The organism is Isoptericola variabilis 225 (assembly GCF_000215105.1).
Taxonomy (GTDB): Bacteria; Actinomycetota; Actinomycetes; order Actinomycetales; family Cellulomonadaceae; genus Isoptericola; species Isoptericola variabilis_A.
Genome location: NC_015588.1, coordinates 877,901 through 901,342, shown reverse-complemented (window position 1 = coordinate 901,342; position 23,442 = coordinate 877,901). Strand labels below are relative to the sequence as shown.

Genomic DNA, 23,442 nt, shown 5'->3' with positions numbered 1-23,442 from the left:
CGATCCGTCGCCGAGATAGCGAGCCGTCGCCGTCCGACCGGCCCTGAACGACGACGGGTCGCTATCTCGACGACCGTTCGCTACGTCGGTGGTCGTCCGCGGTGCCGAGGATGAGGGCCTCGAGCTCGTGCTCGTCGAGCAGGCGCTCGGGGCGCACCGTGACGCCCGAGGCGACGTAGCAGAACGCGGCGCTCACCTTCTCCAGAGGCAGCCCGGTCCAGCGCGACCACGCGAGCCGGTACACCGCGAGCTGCACCTCGCGGGCGGCGCGCGCCTCGGGGTCGGACGGCTCCCGCCCCGTCTTCCAGTCGACGACGACGACCGGCTGCGGCTCGCCAGGCGCCGCCGGCGGCGCGTCCGGGTCGGTGAAGACGGCGTCGATGCGCGAGCGGAGCAGCACCCCGGCGACGGGCGTCTCGACGTCCTGCTCGATCGCGATCGGGGTGCGTCCGGCCCACTCCGAGGCGAGGAACCGTTCGCGGAGCGCCTCGAGGTCGGCGTCGGCCGGCAGCTCGGCGTCCTCGGCGCCGGGCAGGTCCTCGACGTCGACGAGGGACGCGGAGCTGAAGTACTGCTCGACCCACTCGTGGAACCGGGTGCCGCGGCGCGCGTGCACGGTGGGCTCGTTCGGCACCGGGCGGCGCAGCTGCAGCGCGAACTCCGAGCGGTCGGTCGCGAGCCGCACGAGGCCCGACGCCGAGACGTGCGCGGGCAGCTCGACGGCGCGTCCCGTGCGCTCGTCCCGCTCGGCCAGGAGGGTGCGCGCGAGCTCGACGAGGTCGTTGCCCGCGCCGTCGGTGAGGACGCCGGCCGGCGCCGTGACCGGGTCGGCCTCCTCGTCCGGCCGGCCGGCGGCGCGCACGTCCTCCGCCCGCTCGACGGCCGCCCGCTCGACGAGCGCGGCCGTCGCGCGCAGGACGTCGCGCGCCGAGCCGGGTGCCGCGTCGTCGGCCGCCGGCCACGTGCCCGACGCCTCGAGCGCGTCGCGCGGGTTGGGCCCCTCGGGGTCCGGCTCGCCGGCCCACCCCTCGGCGGACACGACGCCCGCCTCCACGAGCTCGACGAGGAAGGGCGAGAGCCGCCGCGGCCTGCTGCCCGTGCCCCAGCGGTGGGCGGTGAGGAACAGCTCGCGCCGGGCGCGCGTGAACGCGACGTAGGCGAGCCGTCGCTCCTCGGCGAGCTGGTGCGCGCCCGCGTCGAGCTTGAACTCGTCGCGGCGCGCGGCGAGGTCCTTCGTGTCGCTCGCGAGGTCCCAGCGGAACGCGGGCAGGTCCTCGGCGTCGCCGCGCAGGTGGTACGGCAGCGCCGTGACGTCCGTGAGCCAGCCGCTGTCCGTGCGGCCCTGAGCGGACTCCGCCTGGCTGGGGAACACGCCGTCGACGAGCCCGGGCACGGCCACGACGTCCCACTCGAGGCCCTTGGACGCGTGCGCGGTGATGACCTGCACGGCGTCCGGGTCGGGCTCGCGCACGGGCATGTCGAGGCCGCGCTCCTGCTCCGACGCGACGCCGAGCCACGCGAGGAACGCACCGAGCGTCGCGACGTCGGCCGACTGCGCGAAGGAGGCCGCGACGTCGCGGAACGCGTCCAGGTGCTCGCGCCCGCGCAGGCTGACGCCCTCGGCCGCACCGCCGAGGCGGTCGGCCAGGACGTCGGCCGTCGCGACCTCGACGTCGAGGCCCAGCGCCCGCTCGGCCTGGACGACGAGCTCCGGCAGCGACAGGTACGTCAGCCCGCGCAGGCCGCGCAGCACGCGCGCCAGCGCGGTGAGGCGCCGGTGGCCCTCGGGCGACAGGACGCGGCCGTCGCGCGCGGGCACGCCGGGCTCGGGGAGGTCGTCGAGCGCGTCGACGACCGACCGGTGGTCGACGACGTCGCCCTCGACGACGGTCTCGTCCGCCGTCGTCTCGTCGACGGTCTCGTCCGCAGACCCGTCCGCCGTCTCGTCCGGCGTCCCGTCCGGCGGTGCGGCGGCCCGAGGCGAGGAGGCGCGCGTGCGCTTGTGCGGGTCGTCGGTGCGCGCCAGGTCGGCGGCCCACGACCCGAGCGCGTGCAGGTCCGACGCGCCGAGGTTGACGCGCGGACCGGTGAGCAGCCGGACGAGCGAGTCGCCGCGGGACGGGTCGTGCACGGCCTCGAGCAGCGCGACGACGTCGACCACCTCGGGCGTCGAGAGCAGGCCGCCGAGGCCCACCACCTCGACGGGCAGGCCGCGGCGTCGCAGCGCGACCTCGACCGCGGGGAACTGCGCCCGCGCCCGGCACAGCACCGCGGCGGTCACGCGGTCGGAGCCGTCGGGGCGCGCCGCGCGCCGCCACCGGGCGGCGACCCACTCGGCGACCGCCTCGGCCTCCTCCTCGAGCGTCGTCGCGACGTGCGCCGCCACGGCCCCCGGCCCCGCGCCCGGGCGCAGGTCGAGCGGCGGGACCTCGACGCGCGCCCCGCCCGGCCCCGGCTCGCGCAGCGGCGCGGACGCGACGTTGGCGGCGGCGAGCACCGCGGCGTCGTTGCGCCACGAGGTGCTGAGGTAGCGGACCGCGGCCGGCGCGCCCGCCGCCGTGCGGAAGCGCTCGGGGAACCGCGCGAGGCCCGACGCCGAGGCACCGCGCCAGCCGTAGATCGACTGGTGCGGGTCGCCGACCGCCGTGACCGCGTGCCCGCCGCCGAACAGGCCGGCGAGCAGCTCGACCTGCGCGTACGAGGTGTCCTGGTACTCGTCGAGCAGCACGACGCGGTACCGGGCGCGCTCGTGCGCCCCGACCGCGGGCACGGTGCGCGCGAGGTCCGCCGCGAACGCGATCTGGTCGCCGAAGTCGAGCGAGTCGGTCGCACGCTTGCGCCGCCGGTACTCCTCCACGAGGTCGAGCAGCCGCTCACGCTCGGCGACCGAGTCGATGATCGCCTGGACGTCCTTGGTGCGCGCCTTCTGCCGCGGGCCGAGGGGCAGCGCGTCGAGGTGGGCGACGAGCTCGCGCAGCCGGTCGCGCGCCTCGTCGACGGGCACGAGGTGCTCGCCGAGCGCGCCCGAGAGCGCCAGGACCGCGCCGACGACCGTGCTCACCGCCTTGTCGGTGCCCAGGTCGTCGGCCCAGGACTCCACGACCTGCGCGGCCAGCTGGTACTGGTTCGCCTCGCCGAGGAGCCGGGAGCCCGGTTCGATGCCGAGCCGCAGCCCGTGGTCGGCGACGAGCGAGGCCGCGTACGCGTTGTACGTCGCGACGGTCGGGCGCGCGAGCAGGTCGAGCGCCGACGCGGCCCGGCCCTGCGCGCGCGCGAGCTGCGCGAGCCGGGACTGGACGCGCGCGGCGAGCTCGCCCGCGGCCTTGCGCGTGAAGGTGAGCCCCAGGACCTCCTCGGGCTCGACGAGCCGGTTCGCGATGAGCCACACGACGCGCGCCGCCATCGTCTCGGTCTTGCCCGAGCCGGCGCCCGCGACCACCAGCACGGGTTCGAGCGGGGCCTCGATGACCGCGACCTGCTCGTCGGTCGGCGCGTGCCGGCCCAGGAGCGCGGCGATGTCGCGCGCCGACAGCTCCGGCGCGCGACCGGCCTCGGGCGACGCCGCCTCGGCCGCGAGCTCGGGGAAGCCGAGCGCCGCGTCGCGCGGCGCCTCGAACGCGGCCCAGACGTCGTCGGCGAACAGGCCGTCGGCGTCGTCCGGGCGGGGTGCGGGCTCGGAGGTCATGAGACGACGGTCCTTCCCTCGGGCTGCACGGGACACGAGCGCCGCACCGGGCACACGGCGCACAGGTCGTTCTCGCGGGCGGTGAAGCGGGCGGACGCCATGGTGTCGGCGGCGCCCTCGACGAGCGACCGCGCCCAGCTCGTGCCGTCCGGCTCCGGCGCGAGCGCGGGCTGCGCACGCACCGTGGGCGAGACCGTGGGCGTGCCCAGGTACACGAGCTGCGCGCCCGCGCTGCGCGTGCCGGGCGGCAGGTCGAGCCCACCCTCCTCGACGGCGAGCTGGTACGCGCCGAGCTGCGGGTGCTCGGCCGCCTTGGCCTTCGACGGCGCGCTGCGGCCGGTCTTGAGGTCGGCCACCGTCACGGAGTCGTCGCCCGCGCGCTCGACGCGGTCGATCTTGCCGCGCAGGCGCGCGCGCCCGACGGTCACCTCGAAGCCCGGCTCGACGAGCAGCGGCTCGCCCGCGCCCGCGTAGTACTCCGCGAGGCGCTCGATCATGCGCTCGGCGCGGTGCCGCAGCTGGCGTGCGGGCCAGCCGTCCGGCAGGGCGAGCCGCGGCCAGCGCCGGTCGAGCTCGGCGCGCAGCTCGGCGAGCGACCCCGACGGCAGGTCCTCCGCGATCGCGTGCACGAGCGTGCCGAGCGTCTGGTGCGCCGCGTCGGGGCGCGTGCCGCCCGCGGCCTCGAGCGCCCAGCGCAGGCCGCACGTCGTCACCGTCTCGACCTTCGACGGCGAGACCGCGACCGTGTCGTCCGGGCCCCACAGCGGCGCGTCGCTCGACGTCGGCGCGACGCCGTACCAGGTGCTCGGGTCGGCCTCGGGGACGCCCGCCGCGGCGAGGTCGGCGAGGAGCCGTGCCGCGGCGCCCGGTGCCGGACCCGCGGGCCGCCCACCGCCGTCGGGCACCCCGGCCGCGACGGCGCGCACGAGCTCGGCGCGCGCGGCCGCGACGACCCCGCGCAGGTCGAGCGGCGGACCGACGGTCACGCGGCGGGGGTCGGGGCCCTCCGTGTCGCGCGCCGGGGCGCCCTCCCCGCCGGGCGGCGCCACCAGGTCGAGGAAGACCGACGGGCTGTCGTCGGCGTCCTCCACGGCCGTGACGAGGAGCCGCCGGCGGGCGCGCGACGTCGCGACGGCGAAGGCCCGCAGCTCGTCGGCGAGCACCTGCTTGCGCGCCTCGGGCCCGAGCACGTGCGCGTCCGACGCGCGACCGGCGAGGAGCTCGACGAGCGCCTGCGATCCGAGCAGCGAGTCGCGCAGCCGCAGGTCGGGCCAGACGCCGTCCTGCACGCCCGCGACGACGACGACGTCCCACTCGCGCCCGGCGGCGCCCGCCGGGGTGAGCGCCTCGACCGCGTGCGCGCCCGTGGCCGACGCCGCGAGCGAGTCCGCGGGCAGGTCCTGCGAGGCGAGGTAGTCGACGAACGCGGCGACGGGCGCACCCGGCATGCGGTCGACGAACGTCTCCGCGGCGCGGAACAGGGCGAGGACCGCGTCGAGGTCGCGGTCGGCGCGCACGCCCGCCGGGCCGCCCGCGAGCGCCGCGTCGCGCCACCGGCGCGCGAGGCCCGTCGCGTCCCAGACGGCCCACAGGACGGTCTGCGCGGTGGCCCCGCGCTCGGCGGCCGCCGCGCGGCCGGCGGCGAGGACGCGCGCGACGGCGAGCGGGGCGCGGCGGACGGCCGGCGGCAGCGACTCGGCGCGCGCGGGGTCGCCGAGCACCTCGACGAGCAGCGCGTCCGACGAGCGCCCCCCGCCGCCCGCGATCTCCTCGGCCCGCAGCGCGCGCCGCAGGCGGCGCAGCGCGACGGCGTCGAGCCCGCCGACCGGCGAGGTGAGCAGCAGCGCGGCGGTCTCCGGGTCGAGCGTCTCGACCGCCTCGTCGCCGAGCTCGTCGCCCAGCAGGGCCTCGAGGCTGCCGGGCGCCGGCGCGCACACGCGCAGGGCCGCGAGCAGCGGCGCGACGGCGGGCTCGTCGCGCAGCGGGAGGTCGGAGCCGAGCAGCGCGACGGGCACCGACGCCGCCACGAGGTCGCGGCGCAACGAGGCGAGCCGGTCGCCGCTGCGCGCGACGACGGCCATGCGCTCCCACGGCGTGCCGTGCAGCAGGTGCTCGGCGCGCAGCTCTCGCGCCACGTAGGCCGCCTCCTGCGCCGCGCCCGCGAGCACCGCGACGTCGACGCGCGCGGCCGGGGCGCCGTCGTCGGGCCGCGGCGCGGCGCCGCGGTGCAGCGCGCCGGAGACGGTCGCGATGCGCTGCGTGACCGCCGACGTGACCGTACGGAGCGCGGCGTCCTGGCGCCACGCGGTGCCGAGCACGACCGTGTGCGCGTCGAACGCGCCGACCGTGCCGCCGCGCGCGGGCGCGGCCGCGCGGCCGACCAGCCCGGGTGCCGCGCCGCGGAAGCCCTGGACCGCGGAGTCGGGGTCCGCGAGCAGCGCGAGGCGCGCGCCGCCGTCGTGCAGCACGTGCAGGAGCCGGGCGGTCGCGACCGTGGCCTCCTGGTAGTCGTCCACGACGACGAGGTCCCACGCCGGGCGCGGCACGCCCGCCAGCTCGTCCTCCCACGACGCGAGCGCGTGCGCGGCCTCGTCGACGACCACGGCGGGGTCGTAGCGCGCGCCGGCGTCCGGCGTGCCGAGGCGCAGCGCCGTGACGTCGAGGTACTCCTCGTAGAGCTGCGCGGCGAGCACCCACTCGGGCCGCTCGTGGCGGCGCCCGAGCTCGTCGAGGTCGGCGGGGCCGAGGCCGCGCTCCGCGGCGCGCATGAGCAGGTCGCGCAGCTCCTGGCGCAGTCCGCGCAGGCCCAGCGACTCCTCGGGCAGACCGGGCGGGAGCGCGAGCGGCGCACCCTCCCCGGCGAGGTGGCCCGCGAGCAGCTCGGCGAGCACGAGGTCCTGCTCCGGCCCCGACACGAGCAGCGGCGGAGGGTCGCCGAGCGCCGCGGCACGCGTGCGCAGCACGGCGAACGCGGCCGACGCCGCGGTGCGGACCATGGGTGCCCCGACCGTCCGGCCGGCCGCCGCGGTGACGCGGTCGCGCAGCCGGGCGGCGGCACGCCGCGACGCCGCGAGGACGAGGACGCGGGAGGGGTCGAGGCCCGCGTCGAGCGCGCGGACCGCGATCTCGGTGGCGACCGTCGTGCGGCCCGTGCCCGGCGCGCCGACGACGAGCGTGACGGAGCGGGCGAGCGCCGCCTCGACCGCCGCCTCCTGCGTCGGGTCGAGCAGCACGCGACCGCCGTCGTCGGTCGACGACGGCGGGACGAGCTCGAGCTGCGCGGGTGCGGATGCCACGGGTGTGATTCGACCACGGCCCACCGACACGACCCGGCCGCGAGCGCTCGGGCGGCGCGACCGTTTCACCCTCGGCGGAAGCGGCGGGGAGCCGTCCGCGCCCCGGCTACGATCGAGGCGACTCGAAGGACCGTCGCGCCGCCGTCGGCGGCGCAGCTCGCGAAGGAGAGAACGTGGAAGTCACCATCGGTGTGCAGAACCTGACGCGCGAGCTGGTCGTCGAGACCGACCAGACCTCGGACGAGGTCGCGGCGGCGGTCAAGGAGGCGCTCGACGGCGGCACGTCGTTCGAGCTCACCGACTCCCGCGGGCGTCGCGTGATCGTGCCCGCGACGGCGATCGGGTACGTCGAGCTCGGCACCGGGGCCCAGCGGCCGGTCGGCTTCGGCTCCCTCTGACCTCAGGTCCTCGGAGCGTCAGGCCGCGAGGCCGATGCGGTCCATCCGGCGCGTGTGCTCGGCCGTGAGGGCCGCGAGCAGCCACGAGGGCACGTCCCCCGCCGCGGCCGGCGCGTCACCGGGCGCGGCCGACCTCGCGAGGTCCGCCAGCCGGGGGTGCCGGGTCAGCAGCGCCTGGACGAGCGTGAGGGCCTCGCCGACCACGCGCCTGCCCCACAGCGCGAGCCGGGAGGCGAGCACGTCGTCGCGCGCGGCGGCGTCGGTCAGCAGCCGGAGGGTCGTGTCGGCGCGCGTCGCGTCCTCCACGACCGCGAGCACGGCCGCGGCGTCACCGTCGGGCAGGCCGCGCGCGAGCGTCGTGCACAGGTCGGCGGCGACGCCGTGCCCGACCGCGCCCTTGAGCAGGCCCTCCCACCAGCTGCCCGGCTGGGTCCGCGCGTCGAAGTCGGTCAGGGAGCCGTCGAACGGCGTCATGAGGTCGACGGCGCCGACCCCGTGCCCCGACGCGAGCTCGAGCAGGCGCAGCTGACGGCCGAGCGCCTGGTCGGCCGCCTCGGCGAGCGTCTGCCGCGTCGCGAGGTCCGGGGCGTCGACCGAGCGGCTCGCGAGCAGCCCGAACGTCGCGAGCTCCGTGTAGGACGCGAGCCCCAGCAGCTCGAGCAGGGCCTGCGGACCGCCGTCGGACGCGGTCGTCGACGCCGCACTGGGCGGGGTGCTTCGGTGCTCGCTCACGGGGCAAGGATAGGGCGTCGCGCCACGCCCGCCGCCGGGCCGCTCGGCGTCGCGACGGGCCGTCCAGTAGCATGGGCCGCGTACCTCGGTTGCCCGGTCGTCACGTGCTGACCTCCCCGCGCCGGCCCGCAGGTCCCTGCGGAACCGCGCGACGTTCCTCCACGATCGGCTGCCGACCACCTCGGCGCTGCGTGCGACCCGCGGCCAGACCTCGTGGTCCCCCGCGCCGACGAGCACACGAAGGCACAAGTGACCACCACCGACACCGCGGCCGCGACGAGCGCGGCCCAGCCCGACCTGAGCACGCCGTCCGCCATCCAGGCCCAGGACGTGAGCTTCGCCGACTTCGGGGTCCGTCCCGAGATCGTCGAGGCGCTCGCCGAGTCCGGCATCACGCACCCCTTCCCCATCCAGGCGATGACGCTGCCCGTCGCGCTCCAGGGGCACGACATCATCGGCCAGGCCAAGACCGGCACCGGCAAGACGCTCGGCTTCGGCGTCCCGCTGCTGCACCGCGTCGTCGCGCCGGGCGAGCCCGGCTACGACGACCTGCCGGCGCCGGGCAAGCCGCAGGCGATCGTCGTCACGCCGACGCGCGAGCTCGCCGTCCAGGTCGCCAACGACCTCGCGACCGCCTCGAAGAAGCGGTCCGTCCGCATCGTCCAGATCTACGGCGGCCGCGCGTACGAGCCGCAGATCGACGCGCTCAAGGCGGGCTGCGAGGTCGTCGTGGGCACGCCCGGCCGCATGGTCGACCTGCTCAACCAGGGCCACCTCAACCTCACGCGCGCCGCGACCGTCGTGCTCGACGAGGCCGACGAGATGCTCGACCTCGGCTTCCTGCCCGACGTCGAGAAGATCCTCTCGCGCACGCCCGCCGTCCGGCACACCATGCTGTTCAGCGCGACCATGCCCGGCCCCGTCGTCTCGATGGCCCGCCGGTACATGTCGCAGCCGACGCACATCCGCGCCGCCGACCCGGACGACCAGGGCGCGACCGTCAAGAACACGCGCCAGGTCGTGTACCGCGCGCACGCGCTCGACAAGATCGAGGTCCTGGCGCGCATCCTGCAGGCCGACGGCCGCGGCCGCACGATCGTGTTCGCCCGCACCAAGCGCACCGCGGCCAAGGTGAGCGACGAGCTGCGCGACCGCGGCTTCGCCGCCGGCGCGATCCACGGCGACCTCGGCCAGGGCGCGCGCGAGCAGGCGCTGCGGGCGTTCCGCCACGGCCACATCGACGTGCTCGTCGCGACCGACGTCGCGGCCCGCGGCATCGACGTCGAGGACGTCACGCACGTCGTCAACTACCAGTGCCCCGAGGACGAGCGCACCTACCTGCACCGCATCGGCCGCACCGGCCGCGCGGGCAACAAGGGCACGGCCGTGACGTTCGTCGACTGGGACGACGTGCCGCGCTGGCAGCTCATCGACCGCACGCTCGACCTCGGCCACCCGGAGCCGGTCGAGACGTACTCGACCTCGCCCCACCTGTACACCGACCTGGGCATCCCCGAGGGCACCAAGGGCCGTCTGCCGAAGGAGAAGCAGCAGCTCGCCGGCCTCGACGCCGAGGAGCTCGAGGACCTCGGCGAGACGGGCAAGCGCTCGGGCAAGACCGGCGGAGCCCCGGGTGCCTCGCGCGGTCCGCGCGGCGAGGGCCGCGGCGAGCGGCGTGACGGTGAGCGGCGTGACGGCGGTCGGTCGCGCTCGCGCGGCGGCCGCGGCCGTGCCGGCTCGCGCGACGGCGCCGCCGCCCACGCGGACGGCTCGGCCTCGGCCGAGGGCTCGGCTCCGGGCGAGCGCCCGGCGTCGGGCAAGGGTGCCGCGTCCGGCGAGGGCCAGCCCCGTCGTCGGCGTCGCCGCCGTACGCGCAGCGGCGGTGGCGAAGGCTGACCTTCCTGCCTTCTGTCGTGGGCGTGATCTCTGGTCCGATTCACCCGCTTCGAGCGGGTATCGCGGACCAAGGATCACGCCCACAGCGCTGTCCGGAGGCTGTCGGAGGCGCGGCGTAGCCTGCCCGCATGCGCCTGACGTTCACGGCACCGCTGTGGCAGTGGGACGCGCGGTCCGACGACTCGTGGTGGTTCGTGACCGTGCCTCCCGACGAGTCCGACCAGCTCGCCGACCTCCCGCTGCCGCCGCGCGGCTTCGGCTCGATCAGGGTCCGCGTGACGGTCGGCTCGACGACGTGGTCGACGTCGGTCTTCCCGTCGAAGCAGGAGCAGGGCTACGTCCTGCCGCTCAAGCGCGCGGTCCGGCAGGCCGAGGGCATCGGCCCGGGTGACGAGGTCGTCGTCACGCTCGAGCCCGTCGGGGTCTGAGCCGGCGCGCCCGCGGGATCAGGCGGCGCGCACGAACTCGGTGACCGCCGTCGCGATCATCTGGACCGCGATCGCCGCGAGCAGGATGCCGGAGATGCGCGTGACGAGCGTGACGCCCGAGTCGCGCAGCAGGCGCTGCAGCACGTTGGCGAACCGCATCGACAGGTAGAGCGCCACGTGCACCGCCACGATCGCCGCGGCGATCGCGAGGACCTGGGCGAGCGCGTCGTCGTCGCCCCGGGTCTGCTGGACGAACACCATGGTCGCGACGATCGCGCCCGGCCCCGCGAGGAGCGGCGTGCCGAGCGGCACGAGCGCCACGTTGACGGACTGGTTGCCCGACGGCTCGGCCGACTCCATCTTCCCCGTGAGCAGCTCCATCGCGACGACGAGCAGCAGCAGGCCGCCCGCCGCCTGCAGCGCCGGCAGCGAGATGCCCATGTAGTGCAGGACCTGCTGCCCGAACACCGCGAACACGACGATGACGCCGAACGCCACGAGGATCGCCTGGCGCGCGGCACGGTTGCGCTGCTTCGCGGTCATCGTCGACGTCAGGCCGAGGAACACCGGGACGGTGCCCGGCGGGTCCATGATGACGAACAGCGTGACGAACACCTCGGTGAACACCACGACGTCGAACCAGCTCACGGCCGGACCACGGGCAGTGCGCCCTCCCCCTCGATCGTCTCGAGCACCTCGGGTGCCGTCGTGTTCTCGCCGATCCGGTTGAGCTTCCCGGTGCCGTGGTAGTCGCTCGACCCCGTCACGAACAGCCCGAGCGCCGAGGCGAGGTCGCGCAGGTGCGCGCGGGTGGCGGCGTCGTGGTCCCGGTGGTCGACCTCGAGACCCGCGAGTCCCGCGTCGGCGAGCTCCGCGATCGTCTCGTCCGCCACGACGCGTCCCCGCGCACCCGCGCCGGGGTGCGCCATGACCGGGACGCCGCCGGCCGCGCGGACGGCGCGGACCGCCACCTCGGCGTCGGGCGCGTAGTGCGGCACGTAGTACGGCGCGCCCGGGTGGAGCACCGTGGCGAACGCCTCCTCGCGCGTCGCGACGACGCCGAGCGCGACGAGCGCGTCGGCGAGGTGCGGCCGGCCGACGGTCGTGCCGTCGCCGGTCTGCGCGACGACGTCGTCCCACGTGATCGGGAAGTCGCGCGCGAGCAGGTCCGTCATCGCGCGCGCACGGGTGCGGCGCGACGCGCGCGTGCGCTCGAGCTCGTCGGCGAGCGCCGGGTTCGTCGGGTCGTGCAGGTACGACAAGAGGTGCACGCTGATGCTCGCGCCGTCGGGCGTGCGCACGCGGGTCGAGACCTCCGTGCCGCGCACGAGCGCGACCCCGTGCTCCGCCACGGCCTGCGCCGCCTGGTCCCAGCCGGCCGTCGTGTCGTGGTCGGTGAGGGCGACGACGGTCAGGCCCGCCGCGGCCGCCGCCTCCACCACCTGACGGGGCTCGTCGGTGCCGTCGGACACCGACGAGTGGGTGTGGAGGTCGATCACGGCTCCAAGGATATGCGGGGCGCGGGACCGGCCGGCTCGCACGGTCCGCACGAGGTCTCCACACGGTCCGCCGGGTGCGCACAGGCGAGCGCCGAACCGGCACGGGACGATCGAAGGGATGACTGCACACCGCCCTCACCCCGCCCCCGCCGTCGTGTTCGTCCACGGCATGCGGACCTCGTCGGCCATCTGGGCGCATCAGCTGGAGCACGTGCGCGACGCCGGTCACCCGGCCGTCGCCGTCGACCTCCCCGCGCACGGCGCGCGGTACGACGAGCGCTTCTCGCTCACCCGGGCGTTCGAGGTCATCGACGAGGCGGTCGAGTCGTTCGACGGACGGCCCGTCGCGCTCGTGGGTCTGTCGCTCGGCGGGTACACGAGCCTGGGCTGGGCGGCGCGCCACGCGTCCGACGGCGGTGCGCCCCTCGCCGGGATCGTGGCGGCGGGCTGCTCGTCCGACCCGCGGGGCAAGCCCGTCGCGCTGTTCCGCGACGTCGCGCGCGTCACGGTCGCCGGCACGACGGCGGTCGGCCGGTACGTGCGCCGGGCCGGGACGCGCTGGCGTGCGCTGGCGACGGGACGCTCCGTGGCCGGTGGCGCCGACGCCGCGGCGTTCGGCGGGCCCCGGTCCTCGAGCGTCTACACCCCCGGGTGGGACGTCGTCACGGACGCGCTCACCCAGCTCGCCGGCCGCTCGTCCGTGGCGGACCTGCGTGCCGCGCGCGCGCCGGTGTGGCTCGTCAACGGCGCCCGCGACCGCATGCGGCTCGAGGAGGCGCGCCACCTGGCCGCGGCCGAGCGCGGCGCGCTCGTCGTCGTCCCCCGCGCCGGGCACGACGTCAACACCGACGCCCCCGAGGCCTTCAACCGCGTGCTCGACCGGGCTCTGCGCGAGTTCTCCCGCACCCATTCCCCCTCTCCGGTCCCCGCGAGGTAGCGCACCCCGCGGCGAGGTAGCGCTCCGCACGCCGAGGTAGCGCTCCGCACGCCGAGGTAGCGCTGCATCCCGCGACGTCGCGCGCTACGTCGGTGAAAGACGCGCTACGTCGCCGAGAAACGCGCTACGTCGCCGAGAAACGCGCTACGTCGGCGGAGAATGCGCTACCTCGCGGGTGCGAGACTGGGCGCATGACCGACGCAACCCCTGTCGACCCGACGACCCCGTCCGAGACCCCGCCCGCCGAGACCCGGGCCGAGACGGTCTCCGACCGCGGGAGCAACCGCTCGCAGCGGCCGCAGTCCGAGGCGTTCAAGCAGTTCGTGATGTCGGGGTGGGCACCGCGGCCCGACCTCGGCGTCGAGCCGTCGCGCGCCGTGCCGTTCACCGCCGAGCGTCGCGCGCGCCTGTCGGCCCGCTTCCCGGGCACGCGGCTCGTGATCCCCGCCGGCCCGCTCAAGACCCGCTCGAACGACACGGACTACCGCTTCCGCCCGCACTCGGCGTTCGCGCACCTGACGGGCCTCGGCACCGACCACGAGCCCGACGCCGTGCTGGTGCTGCATCCCGTGGCCGACGGTGAGGGCGACCCCGGCGCCGACGGCACGCCGTCGCACCACCACGCCGTGCTCTACGTGCGCCCGCTGGCGCCGCGCGACAACGAGGAGTTCTACGCCGACGCGCGGTACGGCGAGTTCTGGGTCGGCGCGCGCCCCACGCTCGAGGACGTCACGACGCTGACGGGCATCGAGGCCCGGCACGTCGACGAGCTGCGCGACGCGCTCGCGAAGGACGTCGGCGCGGACGGCGTGCGCATCGTCGTCGTCACGGGCGCGGACGAGGCCATCGACGCGCTCGTCGAGGCGATCCGCGCCGAGGCTGGCCTCGAGGAGTCGGACGAGGTCTCCGACGAGGCGCTCGTCGAGGCGACGTCGGAGCTGCGGCTCGTCAAGGACGCGCTCGAGATCGAGCACATGCGCGAGGCCGTCGCGCGCACGATCGAGGGCTTCGAGCAGGTCGTGCGGGCGCTGCCGCGCGCCGTCGCGCACCGCCGCGGGGAGCGCGTCATCGAGACGACGTTCGACTCCTACGCCCGCCTCGAGGGCAACGCGGTCGGCTACGAGACCATCGCGGCCGCGGGCGACCACGCCACGACGCTGCACTGGATCACCAACGACGGCGTCGTGCGGCCCGGCGAGCTCGTGCTGCTCGACGCCGGCGTCGAGGTCGACTCCCTGTACACCGCGGACGTGACCCGGACGCTGCCGGTCGACGGCGAGTTCACCGAGGTCCAGCGGAAGATCTACACCGCCGTGCTCGACGCCGCGGACGCCGCGTTCGAGGTCGCCAAGCCCGGGACGCGCTTCCGCGACATCCACGCCGCGGCCATGAAGGTCATCGCGGAGCGGCTCGAGGAGTGGGGCCTGCTGCCCGTGCCCGCCGAGGAGGCGCTGTCGCCCGAGGGCCAGCAGCACCGCCGCTGGATGGTGCACGGCACGAGCCACCACCTCGGCCTCGACGTGCACGACTGCGCGCAGGCGCGCCGCGAGCTCTACCTCGACGGCGTGCTCGAGCCGGGCATGATCTTCACGATCGAGCCGGGCCTGTACTTCAAGGCGGACGACCTCACGGTCCCCGAGGAGTTCCGCGGCATCGGCGTGCGCATCGAGGACGACGTCCTGGTGACCGAGGACGGCAACGAGAACCTCTCCGCCGCGCTCCCCCGGCGTCCCGAGGACGTCGAGGCCTGGATGGCGTCCCTGCGCGGCTGACGCCCGGTTCTCAGCCGAGCGGGCGGCGCAGGCCGCTCGCTCGACGCACCGGCCGCCCGACGGCGGCGCGCACCGCGTCCTCGGTGCCGAGGATCCGCACGTGCGAGCGTGCCCGGGTGACCGCGGTGTAGAGCAGCTCACGGGTGAGCAGCGGCGACGTCGCGGGCGGCAGGACGAGCGTCACCCGGTCGAACTGGCTGCCCTGCCCGCGGTGCACGGTCATGGCGTGCACGGTCTCGACGTCGGGCAGCCGGTGCGGCCGCACGAGCAGCGGCGACGCGGGCTTGCCGAACGCGGCCACGAGACCGCCGCGGCCGTCGGCGACGACGACGCCGGTGTCCCCGTTGTAGAGGCCCGTGTCGCGGTCGTTCGTGGTCACGAGCAGCGGCCGCCCGGCGTACCAGGCGCCGTGCCCGCCGTCGTCGCCGACCGCCTCGGCGACCCACTCCTCGACGAGACGGTCCCAGTGCGCGACGCCGGCCGGCCCGCGTCGGTGCGCCAGAAGTAGCCGGTGGCGCTCGAGCGCGCGCAACGCACCCCCGGCGTCGCCCGCCCGTGCCGCGGCGACGAGCGCGCCGCCGCACCCGACCGCGTCCGCACGCAGGGCGGCGACCTCGTCCTCGTCGGGGCGCTCGCCCGCGACCTCGACGAACTCGACGTCCGCGCCGCCGGCGCGCAGGAGCCGCAACGCCTCGTCGGCGTCGCCCTCGCGCACGGCGGTCGCCAGCGGCAGGATCGCGCTGTCGGGGCGCTGACGGTGCACCGTGACCAGGCGCACGACGCCGTTGCGCAGCCGGCGCAGGTCCTCGCCGTCCCCGTCGGCACCGCCGGGCACGTCGCCCGGCACGAGGCGCGCGAGCGCCGTCGGGAGCGCGTCGGCGACGGGCGGCCGGGCCACGAGGTCGCCGAGCACCGCGCCGGCCTCGACCGAGGCGAGCTGGTCGGGGTCGCCCACGAGCACGAGCCGCGCGTCGGGGCGCAGCGCCTCGAGCAGCCGCGCCATGAGCGGCAGGGAGACCATGGACGTCTCGTCGACGACGACCACGTCGTGCGGCAGGTGGTGCCCGGCGTCGTGCCGGAACCGGGTCGAGGATCCGGGCCGCCAGCCGAGCAGCCGGTGCATGGTCGTCGCGGCCGGGCTCCCGACGCGCTCCCGGTCGGCGGCGTCGAGCCCGTCGAGCGCCTCGGCGACCGCCTCCTGGAGCCGCGCGGCCGCCTTGCCCGTGGGCGCCGCGAGCGCGACGCGCAGCGGGCCGCCGTCACCCAGCACGTCCTGGAGCACGGCCAGCAGCCGGGCGACCGTCGTCGTCTTGCCCGTCCCCGGCCCGCCCGTGAGCACCGTGACGCGCGCGAGCAGCGCGGTCGCCGCCGCCAGCCGCTGCCGCGTGTCGCCCGCGGCCGGGAACAGGCGGCGCACCGCCGCGGCGGCGCGGTCGACGTCGAGGCCGGCGGCGTCGGGCGCGAGGCCGTCGAGTCGCGCGTCGACCTCGCGCCGGACGACCATCTCGTGGCGCCAGTACCGGTCGAGGTAGAGGCGGCCGTCGACCCAGCGCGCAGGGCGGTCGGCGGGTCCGTCCGGCCCTACGGCCACGAGCGGGCTCGCCTCGACCGCGGCGCGCCACTCGGCGGGCTCCGGCCAGCGCAGGTCCCCGGCGGGCGCGGCGTCCTCGGCCTCGGGCACGGCGAGCGCCTCGCGGTCGTCGAGCTCCACGCACACCGACCCCGAGCGCACGGCCCGGACCGCGAGCGCCACCGCGAGCAGCACGCGCTCGTCGGGCTCTCCGGCGAGCCGGCCGAGGCGCCGGGCCACGTGCACGTCGGCGGCCGAGACGATGCCGGCGCGGTTGTGCTCGGCGAGCAGCGGGCCGGCGTGCAGGGCGAGGCGCGGGTCGCCCGCCGTCGTCGCGGACGACGCGGGCGGGACGGCCACGGTCGGGGCGCTCACGTCGACCTCCCGTCGAGCAGGGCGGACAGCGCGGCGACGAGCCCGGCGGGCGGGCGCCACGCCATGACGCCCGCGGGGCCGTCGTCGAACACCGGCGTGCTCGGGCCGCACATGCCGCGCACGAACAGGTAGAGCCCGCCGGCGAGGTGGACGTCGGGGTCGTACCCGGGCTGGCGCCACCGCAGGAAGCGGTGCAGCGCGGCGAGGTAGAGCAGCAGCTGCAGCGGGTAGTGCGCGCGCATCATGGCCTCGGCCATGGCCTCGGGGCGGTAGTGCCAGGCGGTGAGCGGCTCGTCCGGCACGCCGAGCCGGTTCGTCTTGTAGTCCACGACGAGGTAGCGCGGGCCGCCGTCGGGGCCCACGTCCACGGACCGCACCCGGAGCACGGCGTCGATGCTGCCCGTGAGGTACCCGCGCAGCCGGGACTCCCCGAGAGCTTCCAGCAGGTCGGGGTAGGGCGCGAAGGGGTCGTCGGGAGCGAGGTGGCGGCGCAGGAGCGCCGCGACGTCATCGAGCCGCGACGCACCGCGGGGCGTGTCCCCGCCCGCAAGGGGCAGCTCGAACTCGAGCTCGGCCAGCCGGTCGGCTGGGCGCACCTCGCGCAGCGTCCGCCCGCCCGCGAGCGGCCCGAGCGGCGAGTCCAGCACCACCTCGAGCGCGGCCGCGAGCTCGTCGTCGTCCACGCCGGGCATGCGTGCGGCGCCCGCCTCGGCGCAGCGCCGGGCGATCTCGGCCCGCAGGTCGGGCGCGGTGGTGTCGACGTGCTCGAGCACCTCGTGCACGAGCGTGCCGAACGCCGCGCCGGCGGGCATGTCGGCCAGGGGCGACACGACGGCGCGCGCCGGGTGGTCGGCGCGGGCCGCGCCGCGCAGCGCGACGTCGACCTCGTCCTGCACGCCCGGCTCCTCGGGCTCGCTCGCGACCCCGGGGTGCTCGTGCGCCGCGGCGGTGAGGCCGCTGTACGACGTGCGCCGCCACGCGAGGTCGAGCCGTCGGTCGAACCGCGCCACGCCCAGGTCGGGGCGCGACTCGGCCGGCGCCGTCCACCGCACCGGCTCTGGGCGGGCCGTGACCGTCTCGACGGCGACCGTCCCGTCCGACGCCGCCGCGAGCGCCGCGAGCCGCTGCGCCACGGCCTCGTCGGTGGGCTGCGGCACGTGCCCGGGCGGCTGCATGCCCGGGGCGTGGTCCCCGAGCAGCACACGGCTCAGCGCGCCCCGGCCGGAGTTGTTCGACGGCGCCCACCACGTCACGACCTGGTTCGCGGCCCGCGTGAGCGCGACGTAGAGCAGGCGCAGGTCCTCGCCGCGGTCCTCCGCGAGGTGCCGCTCGAGCGCGGCCTTGTGGTGCACGTCGTCCTGGCCGCCGACGTGCAGGATGCGCGCGCCCAGGTCGTCGTGGAACCGCAGCGCGACGGGCGGGCGGCGGCTGTCCTCGTAGCGGTCCCACGCGAACGGCACGTACACCACGGGGAACTCGAGCCCCTTGCTCGCGTGGACGGTCACGACCTGCACCGCGGCCGCGTCGGTCTCGAGGCGGCGGCTGCGCTCCTCGGCGTAGTCCTCGCCGGCCTCGGCGATCCGCCGCCGCAGCCAGTCCGTGAGGGCGGCGGGGCCGAGCCTGCCCTCGACCGCCGCGAGGTGGAGGGCCTGGCCGACGTGCCGCACGTCCGTGAGCGTGCGCTCGCCCGCGGCGGTGCGCAGCAGCCGCTCGGCGACGCCGCCCGCCGCGACGGCCTCGAGGAGCGCCGCCACGCCCTTGTCGGCGAGCGCGCGCGCCCAGGCGCGCACGGTGTCGGAGAGCTCGTCGCGCTCCGCGTCGGTGGCGGTGGCGAGCCGGGCCGCGTCCCACCCGACGAACGGCGTGAGTGCGAGCGCGGCCGCCCGCCCGTGGTGGCCGGGCTGCTCGAGCGCGCCGAGGAGCGTGAGCCAGTCCTGGGCGGCGGGCGTGCCGAACACGCTCGACAGCCCCGACACGACGGCCGGCACCCCGGCCGCCACGAGCGCGTCGCGGACCGCCGCGGCGTCCGCGTTGCGGCGCGCGAGGACCGCGACGTCGCCCGGCTGCAGAGGCCGCCACGCCTCGCCGTCGCGCAGCCGCGTCGAGCGCAGCTGCCGCACGACGTCGGCGGCGACGTCGGCGTAGACGAGCTCGCGGACCGCGCCGATCGCCGCGTTGCGCGTGCCCCGCACGCCGAGCGGCTCGCGCGTGACGTGCCGGATCCGCACGGGCGCGCCGCCGTCGAGCCGCCGGCCCATGTGCTGCGCCTGGAGCGGGCGCACGACGATCCGCTCGTCGCCGAGCGCCGCGCCCCGCAGCACGGTCTCGAGCCCACGCAGGAGGGGGGCGTCGCTGCGCCAGCTGCGGCCCAGCGTGGCGGTCGTCGTGGCGTCGGCGCGCGCGGCGAGGTAGGTCACGACGTCGCCGCCGCGGAACGCGTAGATGGCCTGCTTCGGGTCGCCGATGAGCACGAGCGTGCGGTGGCCGTGGAAGGCGGTGCGCAGGATCTCCCACTGCACCGGGTCGGTGTCCTGGAACTCGTCGACGAGCACGACGGCGTACCGGGCCCGGACGCGCGCGGCCGCGGCCGGGCCGCCGGCCGGGTCGGCGAGGGCGTCGCGCAGCCGCGTCTGCAGGTCGTCGAAGTCGAGCAGGCGGCGCTCGCGCTTGCGCCGGTCGACCTCGTCGACGACGTCGCGCGCGAACGCGTAGCGGTGGCCCGCGGGCGACCCCGGGTCGGCCGTCGCGGGCTCGAGCCGCGCCTGGGGGTCCGACATGGCCTCGGCGGCGACGCGCCGGGCGTCGGACGGCCGCAGCACGGGCTCGGCCTGGTCGGCGTAGCGCTGCAGGTACAGGTCGTCCACGACCTCGTCGACGAGGTCGGTGAGGTCGGGGACGAACCTCGCGTCCGGGTCGACGTCGGCGGCCGTGCCGAGCGTCGTGAGCATCTGCTGGCAGAAGCCGTGCGTCGTCGCGATCGTCGCGGCGTCGAACTGGGACAGAGCGCGCGTGAGCCGCTCACGCCGCAGGGCCAGCTCGGCGTCGTCGCAGTCGGCCAGGTGCCGCACGACGGCGTCGGCCGACTCCCGGGCGTCCGGCGACCGCAGCGCGCGCTCCGTGCGCACGAGCCGGTCGCGCACCCGGTCGCGCAGCTCCGACGTCGCGGCCCGGCCGAACGTCACGAGGAGCAGCTCCGGCAGCTCGGCGACGCCCTCGGCCACGTACCGCGTCGCGAGGGCCGCGATCGTGAAGGTCTTGCCCGTGCCCGCGCTCGCCTCGAGCACCGTCGTGCCGGTCGGCAGCTCGCCGCACACGTCGAACACCGCGGGGGCCAGCGGGGTGAGGTCCAGCGTCTCGCTCACAGCGTCACCGTCTCCTCGTGCGCGAGCAGCGGCTGCCACACGCGCCGCGCGAGCACCCCGAGCCGCGTGCGCTCCTCGGGCCACCACGCCCGCTCGGCGGCCGAGGGGACGCCCGCGACCTCGCGCAGCGTCGCGCCGGCGCCCCAGCACAGGACGTGGTGGTCGTCGGTGCGCTCGAAGCCCTGCGACCACTCGAGCGACGCGGCCTCGAGCGCCTGCACCTCCTCCGCACCGCCGTCGCGGCTCGTCGCGTAGGCGCACGCGCACGCGACCGGCAGCGGCAGCGGCTCGCGCGCGGCGGCGTCCCGCAGGGCGACGAGCTCGCCGAGGTGCCGCAGCGCCTCCGCACGGGTCGGCGTGCGCAGGGTCGAGACGGCGGCGCGCGGCGCGCGCACGGGCGCCCGCCCGATCGTCACCGCGCGCCACGGCGTCTCGGGGCGCGCGGCGACGAGCGCGAGCAGCTGGACCCACGCGCGCAGGCGGTGCTTGGGCCCGAGCTTGGAGAACGTCGAGCGCAGCACGACGTCGCCGCGCACGCCGGGGACCGTCCCGGTCACCACGGCGCCGCCCGGCAGCTCGGCCGTGACGTCGACGCCCGACGCCGGCTCGCCCGCGTACCGGTGCGCGGCCTGCGCCACGGGCAGCACCTTCTCCTGGACCGCGAGCAGCGTGGCGCGGCCCAGCTCCTTGGGCGGCACCTCCCCGCGCCGCCACTCGACGTTGAGCGCGCGGTTCGGCTCGACGCCGTCGAGCAGCGCGCCGAGCAGCCGCTCCCCGAGCGGCCACTGGCCCAGGGGCTCGAGCTCGAGCGGCAGGCGGTCGTCGACGTCGTCCGCCTCGCCCGCGAGCGACACCTGCAGGCGGCGCCGCAGGAACCACCGGACCGGGTGCTCGAGCGCCGCGACCAGGTCGTCGAGGTCCACCTGGGCGCCTGGTCCCTCGGGCTCGGCGGGCGGCAGCGGCTCGCGCAGGAAGGGCACCCGGTCGACGCGCTCGCCGCGGCCCGCCACGGCGGCCGCGAACGCGTGCGCGTCGAAGCTGAACGGACCGGGCCGGCCGAGCGCGCCCGCGGCGAAGTTGCGCTCGTCCACGGGCTGCAGCGGGTGCCGGACCAGGACGTGCTCGCGCGCGGGCCGCCCGTCACGCCGGCGCGCCGCGGCGTCGAGCGCGTCCAGCAGCTCCCCCACCGGCACCGCGGGCGGACGGGGCGCGCCCGTGCGCTCGTCCGCCCCGCTGTACAGCACGACGAGCCGCTCGGACGCGGCGGAGACGGCGTCGAGGAACAGCTGGCGGTCCTCGCTGCGCCGGTCCCGCTCGCCCACGCACGGGTCGCGCAGCAGGACGTCGTCGCCGTCCTCGGCACCCCCGCGCGGGAACGCGCCGTCGTCGAGCCCGAGCAGGCACACGACGCGGTGCGGGACCGCCCGCATGGGCTCGAGCGAGCAGACCGTGAGCGCGCCGGTGCGGAACCCGGCGCGCGTCGGACGGCCCTGGAGCCGGTCGGCCAGCAGCGCCCGCACGTCGGGCAGCCGCAGCAGGACGCCGTCGTGCCCGGCCGCCGCGACGCGCACGTCGGCGAGCACGCGCCGCGCCTGCGACAGCTGCCACTCCTCGGTGGGCGCGGCGTCGGCGAGCAGCGTGATCGCGCGGTCGAGCGCGTCGAGCCACGCGTCGCGGGGGCGGGCGCCGTCGAGGTCGGCGAGCACGGTGCGGAGCCGGTCCAGCAGCTCGGCGAGGCGGCCCGCGAGGTCGACGTCGGTGCTGTCCACGTCGTCGAGCGGCAGCGCCGAGGAGACGTAGCGGTGGTCCTCCTCGGCCATCGCGGCGCCGAGCAGGATGCGGTCGAGCGCCGTGTCCCACGTGCCCTGCCGGACGGCGGGCAGCCCGAACCGGGCGCGGCGCGACGCGTCCTCGCCCCAATGCACGCCGGCCTCGACCGCCCAGTCGCGGACCCGGGCGAGGTCGTCGTCGGACAGCCGGAAGCGCCGCCGCACCGGTTCGGAGGCCGCGAGGTCGAGCACCTCCGAGGCGGTCACGCGGCCGTCGGCGAGGTCGAGCAGCGTCGCGAGCAGCATGAGCACGGGGTTGACCTGGCGCGGGGAGCGGTCCGCGACGCGCACGCGCAGCGCCTGTCCCGGGTGCGCGGCGCCGGCCGCGTCGCCGTCGCCGTCGGCGAGCCCGAACGTCGCGGCGACGAGCGGGGCGACCGCCTCGACGTCGGGGCACATGACGACGACGTCGCGCGGCTCGAGCGTCGGGTCGTCGGCGAGCAGCCCGGCGAGCACGTCGCGCAGCACCTCGACCTGGCGGGCCAGGCCGTGGCACGCGTGCACCTCGACCGACCGGTCCGCCGGGTCGAGCTCGGCCGGCGGGCTCGCGGCGTCGTCGGCACGCAGCCGGCGCTGGAGCTCGCCGAGCAGGGTCGACGGCGGCTCGGGCGCCGGGTGGTGCGCGTGCGCGTGCGCCTCGCCGCCGACGGCGAGGCGCGCGAGCCGCACCTGCAGCTCGGTCGCGTCGCGCGCCATCGAGGCGAGCACCGGGTGACGCGCATGCACGACCTGCTCGCGCCGCCGGGCGGCCGCCGGCCCCGCCGCCGCGACGCGGTCCCACAGCGCGGGCGAGGGGTGCGGCAGCCACAGGTGGACGTCGCGGTGCGCGCCGAGCGCGTGCAGCACCCGCAGCTGATCCTCGGGCAGGCGCGTGGGCCCGAACACCGAGACCCGCTCGGGAAGGTCCACCTCGTCCGGCCGCTCCACGACGGCGCGCACGACGCCCGCGAGCCGCTCGGCGGGGCCCGGCTCGCCGACGCGCTCGCGCACGCGCCGCCAGAGCTCGACCTGCCATGCGAGGTCGGTCGGCACGTCGGTCGGCACGTCGGTCGGCACGTCGGGCGTCCCCGCGGCGGACTCCCCCGCCCACGCGGCGACCATGTCGGGCCGCTGCGCGGCGTACGAGGTGAACAGGCGGGCGAGGCGGCGCGCGACGCCCAGCCGGCGCCCGCGGCGGGCGTCGCCCGCGGTGCCCTCGGCCACGTCGTCCGCGCCGAGGTACCGCGCGAGCGGCGCGGCCCAGGCCTCGCCGACCGCGTCGTCGAGCACCTCGAGGACCGTCCAGGTCAACCGCTCGGCCTGCCAGGGGTCGGACTCGGCGTCGTGCCCGCCGAGGCGCGCGACGACGTCGGCGACGAGCCGGGCGGGCGAGGCGAACTCGACGTTGGCGCAGACGCCGGCCTCGCCGTCGGGCCCCGTGCCGAGGTGGTGGGCCAGGCGCTGCGCGAGCCACCGCTCGACCCCGCGCGTGGGCACCGCGACGACGTCGGGCGTGAACGGGTCGGACGGCGGGGGCGCGAGCACGGCGGCGAGCGGCGCCACGAGCGCGTCCGCGCGCTCGGAACGGTGCACGTGCAGCACGCGCCCACCTCCCCGTCGGTCCTCGAGTCCGCCGGCGCCACCCTACGAGGTGGCACCGACAGCGAGGCGGGACCGACAGCCG

Annotated in this window: 13 protein-coding genes; 5 read left to right on the top strand and 8 right to left on the bottom strand. The window is 77.3% G+C overall.

From position 1 onward, the window contains the following. Positions 1-61 precede the first annotated feature (61 nt). Together ISOVA_RS04155 and ISOVA_RS04150 are read right to left on the bottom strand one after the other, a co-directional pair. Complete coding sequence (locus tag ISOVA_RS04155) at positions 62-3,685, bottom strand: ATP-dependent DNA helicase (RefSeq protein WP_013838005.1); 3,624 nt, start codon at positions 3,683-3,685, stop codon at positions 62-64. Further along, positions 3,682-6,918: an ATP-dependent helicase gene (locus ISOVA_RS04150; RefSeq protein WP_013838004.1), complete on the bottom strand. Its 3,237-nt coding sequence runs from the start codon at positions 6,916-6,918 to the stop codon at positions 3,682-3,684. Before ISOVA_RS04150 ends, ISOVA_RS04155 begins: the two co-directional genes overlap by 4 nt. A gap of 236 nt (positions 6,919-7,154) precedes the next feature. Here ISOVA_RS04150 and ISOVA_RS04145 point away from each other — a divergent pair, with 236 nt between their 5' ends. After that, positions 7,155-7,379, top strand: a complete 225-nt coding sequence (locus ISOVA_RS04145; RefSeq protein ID WP_013838003.1) for a DUF3107 domain-containing protein — start codon at positions 7,155-7,157, stop codon at positions 7,377-7,379. Between the two features lie 18 nt (positions 7,380-7,397). Here ISOVA_RS04145 and ISOVA_RS16705 read toward each other — a convergent pair whose 3' ends face one another. Continuing rightward, the gene (locus tag ISOVA_RS16705) at positions 7,398-8,111 is read right to left on the bottom strand and encodes a ferritin-like fold-containing protein (RefSeq protein WP_013838002.1); all 714 of its coding nucleotides are present in this window, start codon (positions 8,109-8,111) and stop codon (positions 7,398-7,400) included. Between the two features lie 249 nt (positions 8,112-8,360). On the opposite strand from ISOVA_RS16705, the gene ISOVA_RS04135 reads away from it, so the two are divergent. Both ISOVA_RS04135 and ISOVA_RS04130 read left to right on the top strand, forming a co-directional pair. After that, positions 8,361-10,007: a DEAD/DEAH box helicase gene (locus tag ISOVA_RS04135; protein WP_049788231.1), complete on the top strand. Its 1,647-nt coding sequence runs from the start codon at positions 8,361-8,363 to the stop codon at positions 10,005-10,007. A gap of 128 nt (positions 10,008-10,135) precedes the next feature. Next, entirely contained in the window at positions 10,136-10,435 is a 300-nt protein-coding gene (locus ISOVA_RS04130; protein WP_013838000.1) for a DUF1905 domain-containing protein, read from the top strand. An 18-nt stretch (positions 10,436-10,453) separates the two neighbouring features. Here ISOVA_RS04130 and ISOVA_RS04125 read toward each other — a convergent pair whose 3' ends face one another. Together ISOVA_RS04125 and ISOVA_RS04120 are read right to left on the bottom strand one after the other, a co-directional pair. After that, the gene (locus ISOVA_RS04125; RefSeq protein WP_013837999.1) at positions 10,454-11,083 is read right to left on the bottom strand and encodes a MarC family protein; all 630 of its coding nucleotides are present in this window, start codon (positions 11,081-11,083) and stop codon (positions 10,454-10,456) included. Then, the gene (locus ISOVA_RS04120; protein ID WP_041294771.1) at positions 11,080-11,934 is read right to left on the bottom strand and encodes a PHP domain-containing protein; all 855 of its coding nucleotides are present in this window, start codon (positions 11,932-11,934) and stop codon (positions 11,080-11,082) included. Before ISOVA_RS04120 ends, ISOVA_RS04125 begins: the two co-directional genes overlap by 4 nt. Before the next feature lie 118 nt (positions 11,935-12,052). Between ISOVA_RS04120 and ISOVA_RS04115 the strand changes: the two genes are divergently transcribed. After that, the gene (locus ISOVA_RS04115; RefSeq protein ID WP_013837997.1) at positions 12,053-12,871 is read left to right on the top strand and encodes an alpha/beta fold hydrolase; all 819 of its coding nucleotides are present in this window, start codon (positions 12,053-12,055) and stop codon (positions 12,869-12,871) included. A 191-nt stretch (positions 12,872-13,062) separates the two neighbouring features. Continuing rightward, a complete protein-coding gene (locus ISOVA_RS04110) occupies positions 13,063-14,643 on the top strand; it encodes an aminopeptidase P family protein (RefSeq protein ID WP_013837996.1) in 1,581 nt (526 codons plus the stop codon). Positions 14,644-14,653: 10 nt separating this feature from the next. On the opposite strand, the gene recD is transcribed toward ISOVA_RS04110, so the two are convergent. Genes recD through recC form a run of 3 tightly spaced genes read right to left on the bottom strand, consistent with a single transcriptional unit; the run spans position 14,654 to position 23,360 of the window. Continuing rightward, complete coding sequence (gene recD, locus ISOVA_RS04105) at positions 14,654-16,588, bottom strand: exodeoxyribonuclease V subunit alpha (RefSeq protein ID WP_013837995.1); 1,935 nt, start codon at positions 16,586-16,588, stop codon at positions 14,654-14,656. After that, positions 16,585-19,950 carry a UvrD-helicase domain-containing protein gene (locus ISOVA_RS04100; RefSeq protein ID WP_013837994.1) on the bottom strand — a complete coding sequence of 1,122 codons (3,366 nt, stop codon included), beginning with the start codon at positions 19,948-19,950 and terminating at the stop codon, positions 16,585-16,587. The genes recD and ISOVA_RS04100 overlap by 4 nt, the downstream gene beginning before the upstream one ends. Further along, positions 19,947-23,360 (bottom strand): exodeoxyribonuclease V subunit gamma, encoded by a 3,414-nt coding sequence (gene recC / locus ISOVA_RS15340; RefSeq protein WP_013837993.1) that lies wholly within the window; start codon positions 23,358-23,360, stop codon positions 19,947-19,949. Before recC ends, ISOVA_RS04100 begins: the two co-directional genes overlap by 4 nt. Between the last annotated feature and the right edge of the window lie 82 nt (positions 23,361-23,442).

Coding starts and splice junctions, on each gene's coding strand:
- ISOVA_RS04110 (WP_013837996.1), top strand. CDS start 13,063: ATGACCGACGCAACCCCTGTCGACCCGACGACCCCGTCCGAGACCCCG.
- ISOVA_RS04130 (WP_013838000.1), top strand. CDS start 10,136: ATGCGCCTGACGTTCACGGCACCGCTGTGGCAGTGGGACGCGCGGTCC.
- ISOVA_RS04115 (WP_013837997.1), top strand. CDS start 12,053: ATGACTGCACACCGCCCTCACCCCGCCCCCGCCGTCGTGTTCGTCCAC.
- ISOVA_RS04155 (WP_013838005.1), bottom strand. CDS start 3,685: ATGACCTCCGAGCCCGCACCCCGCCCGGACGACGCCGACGGCCTGTTC.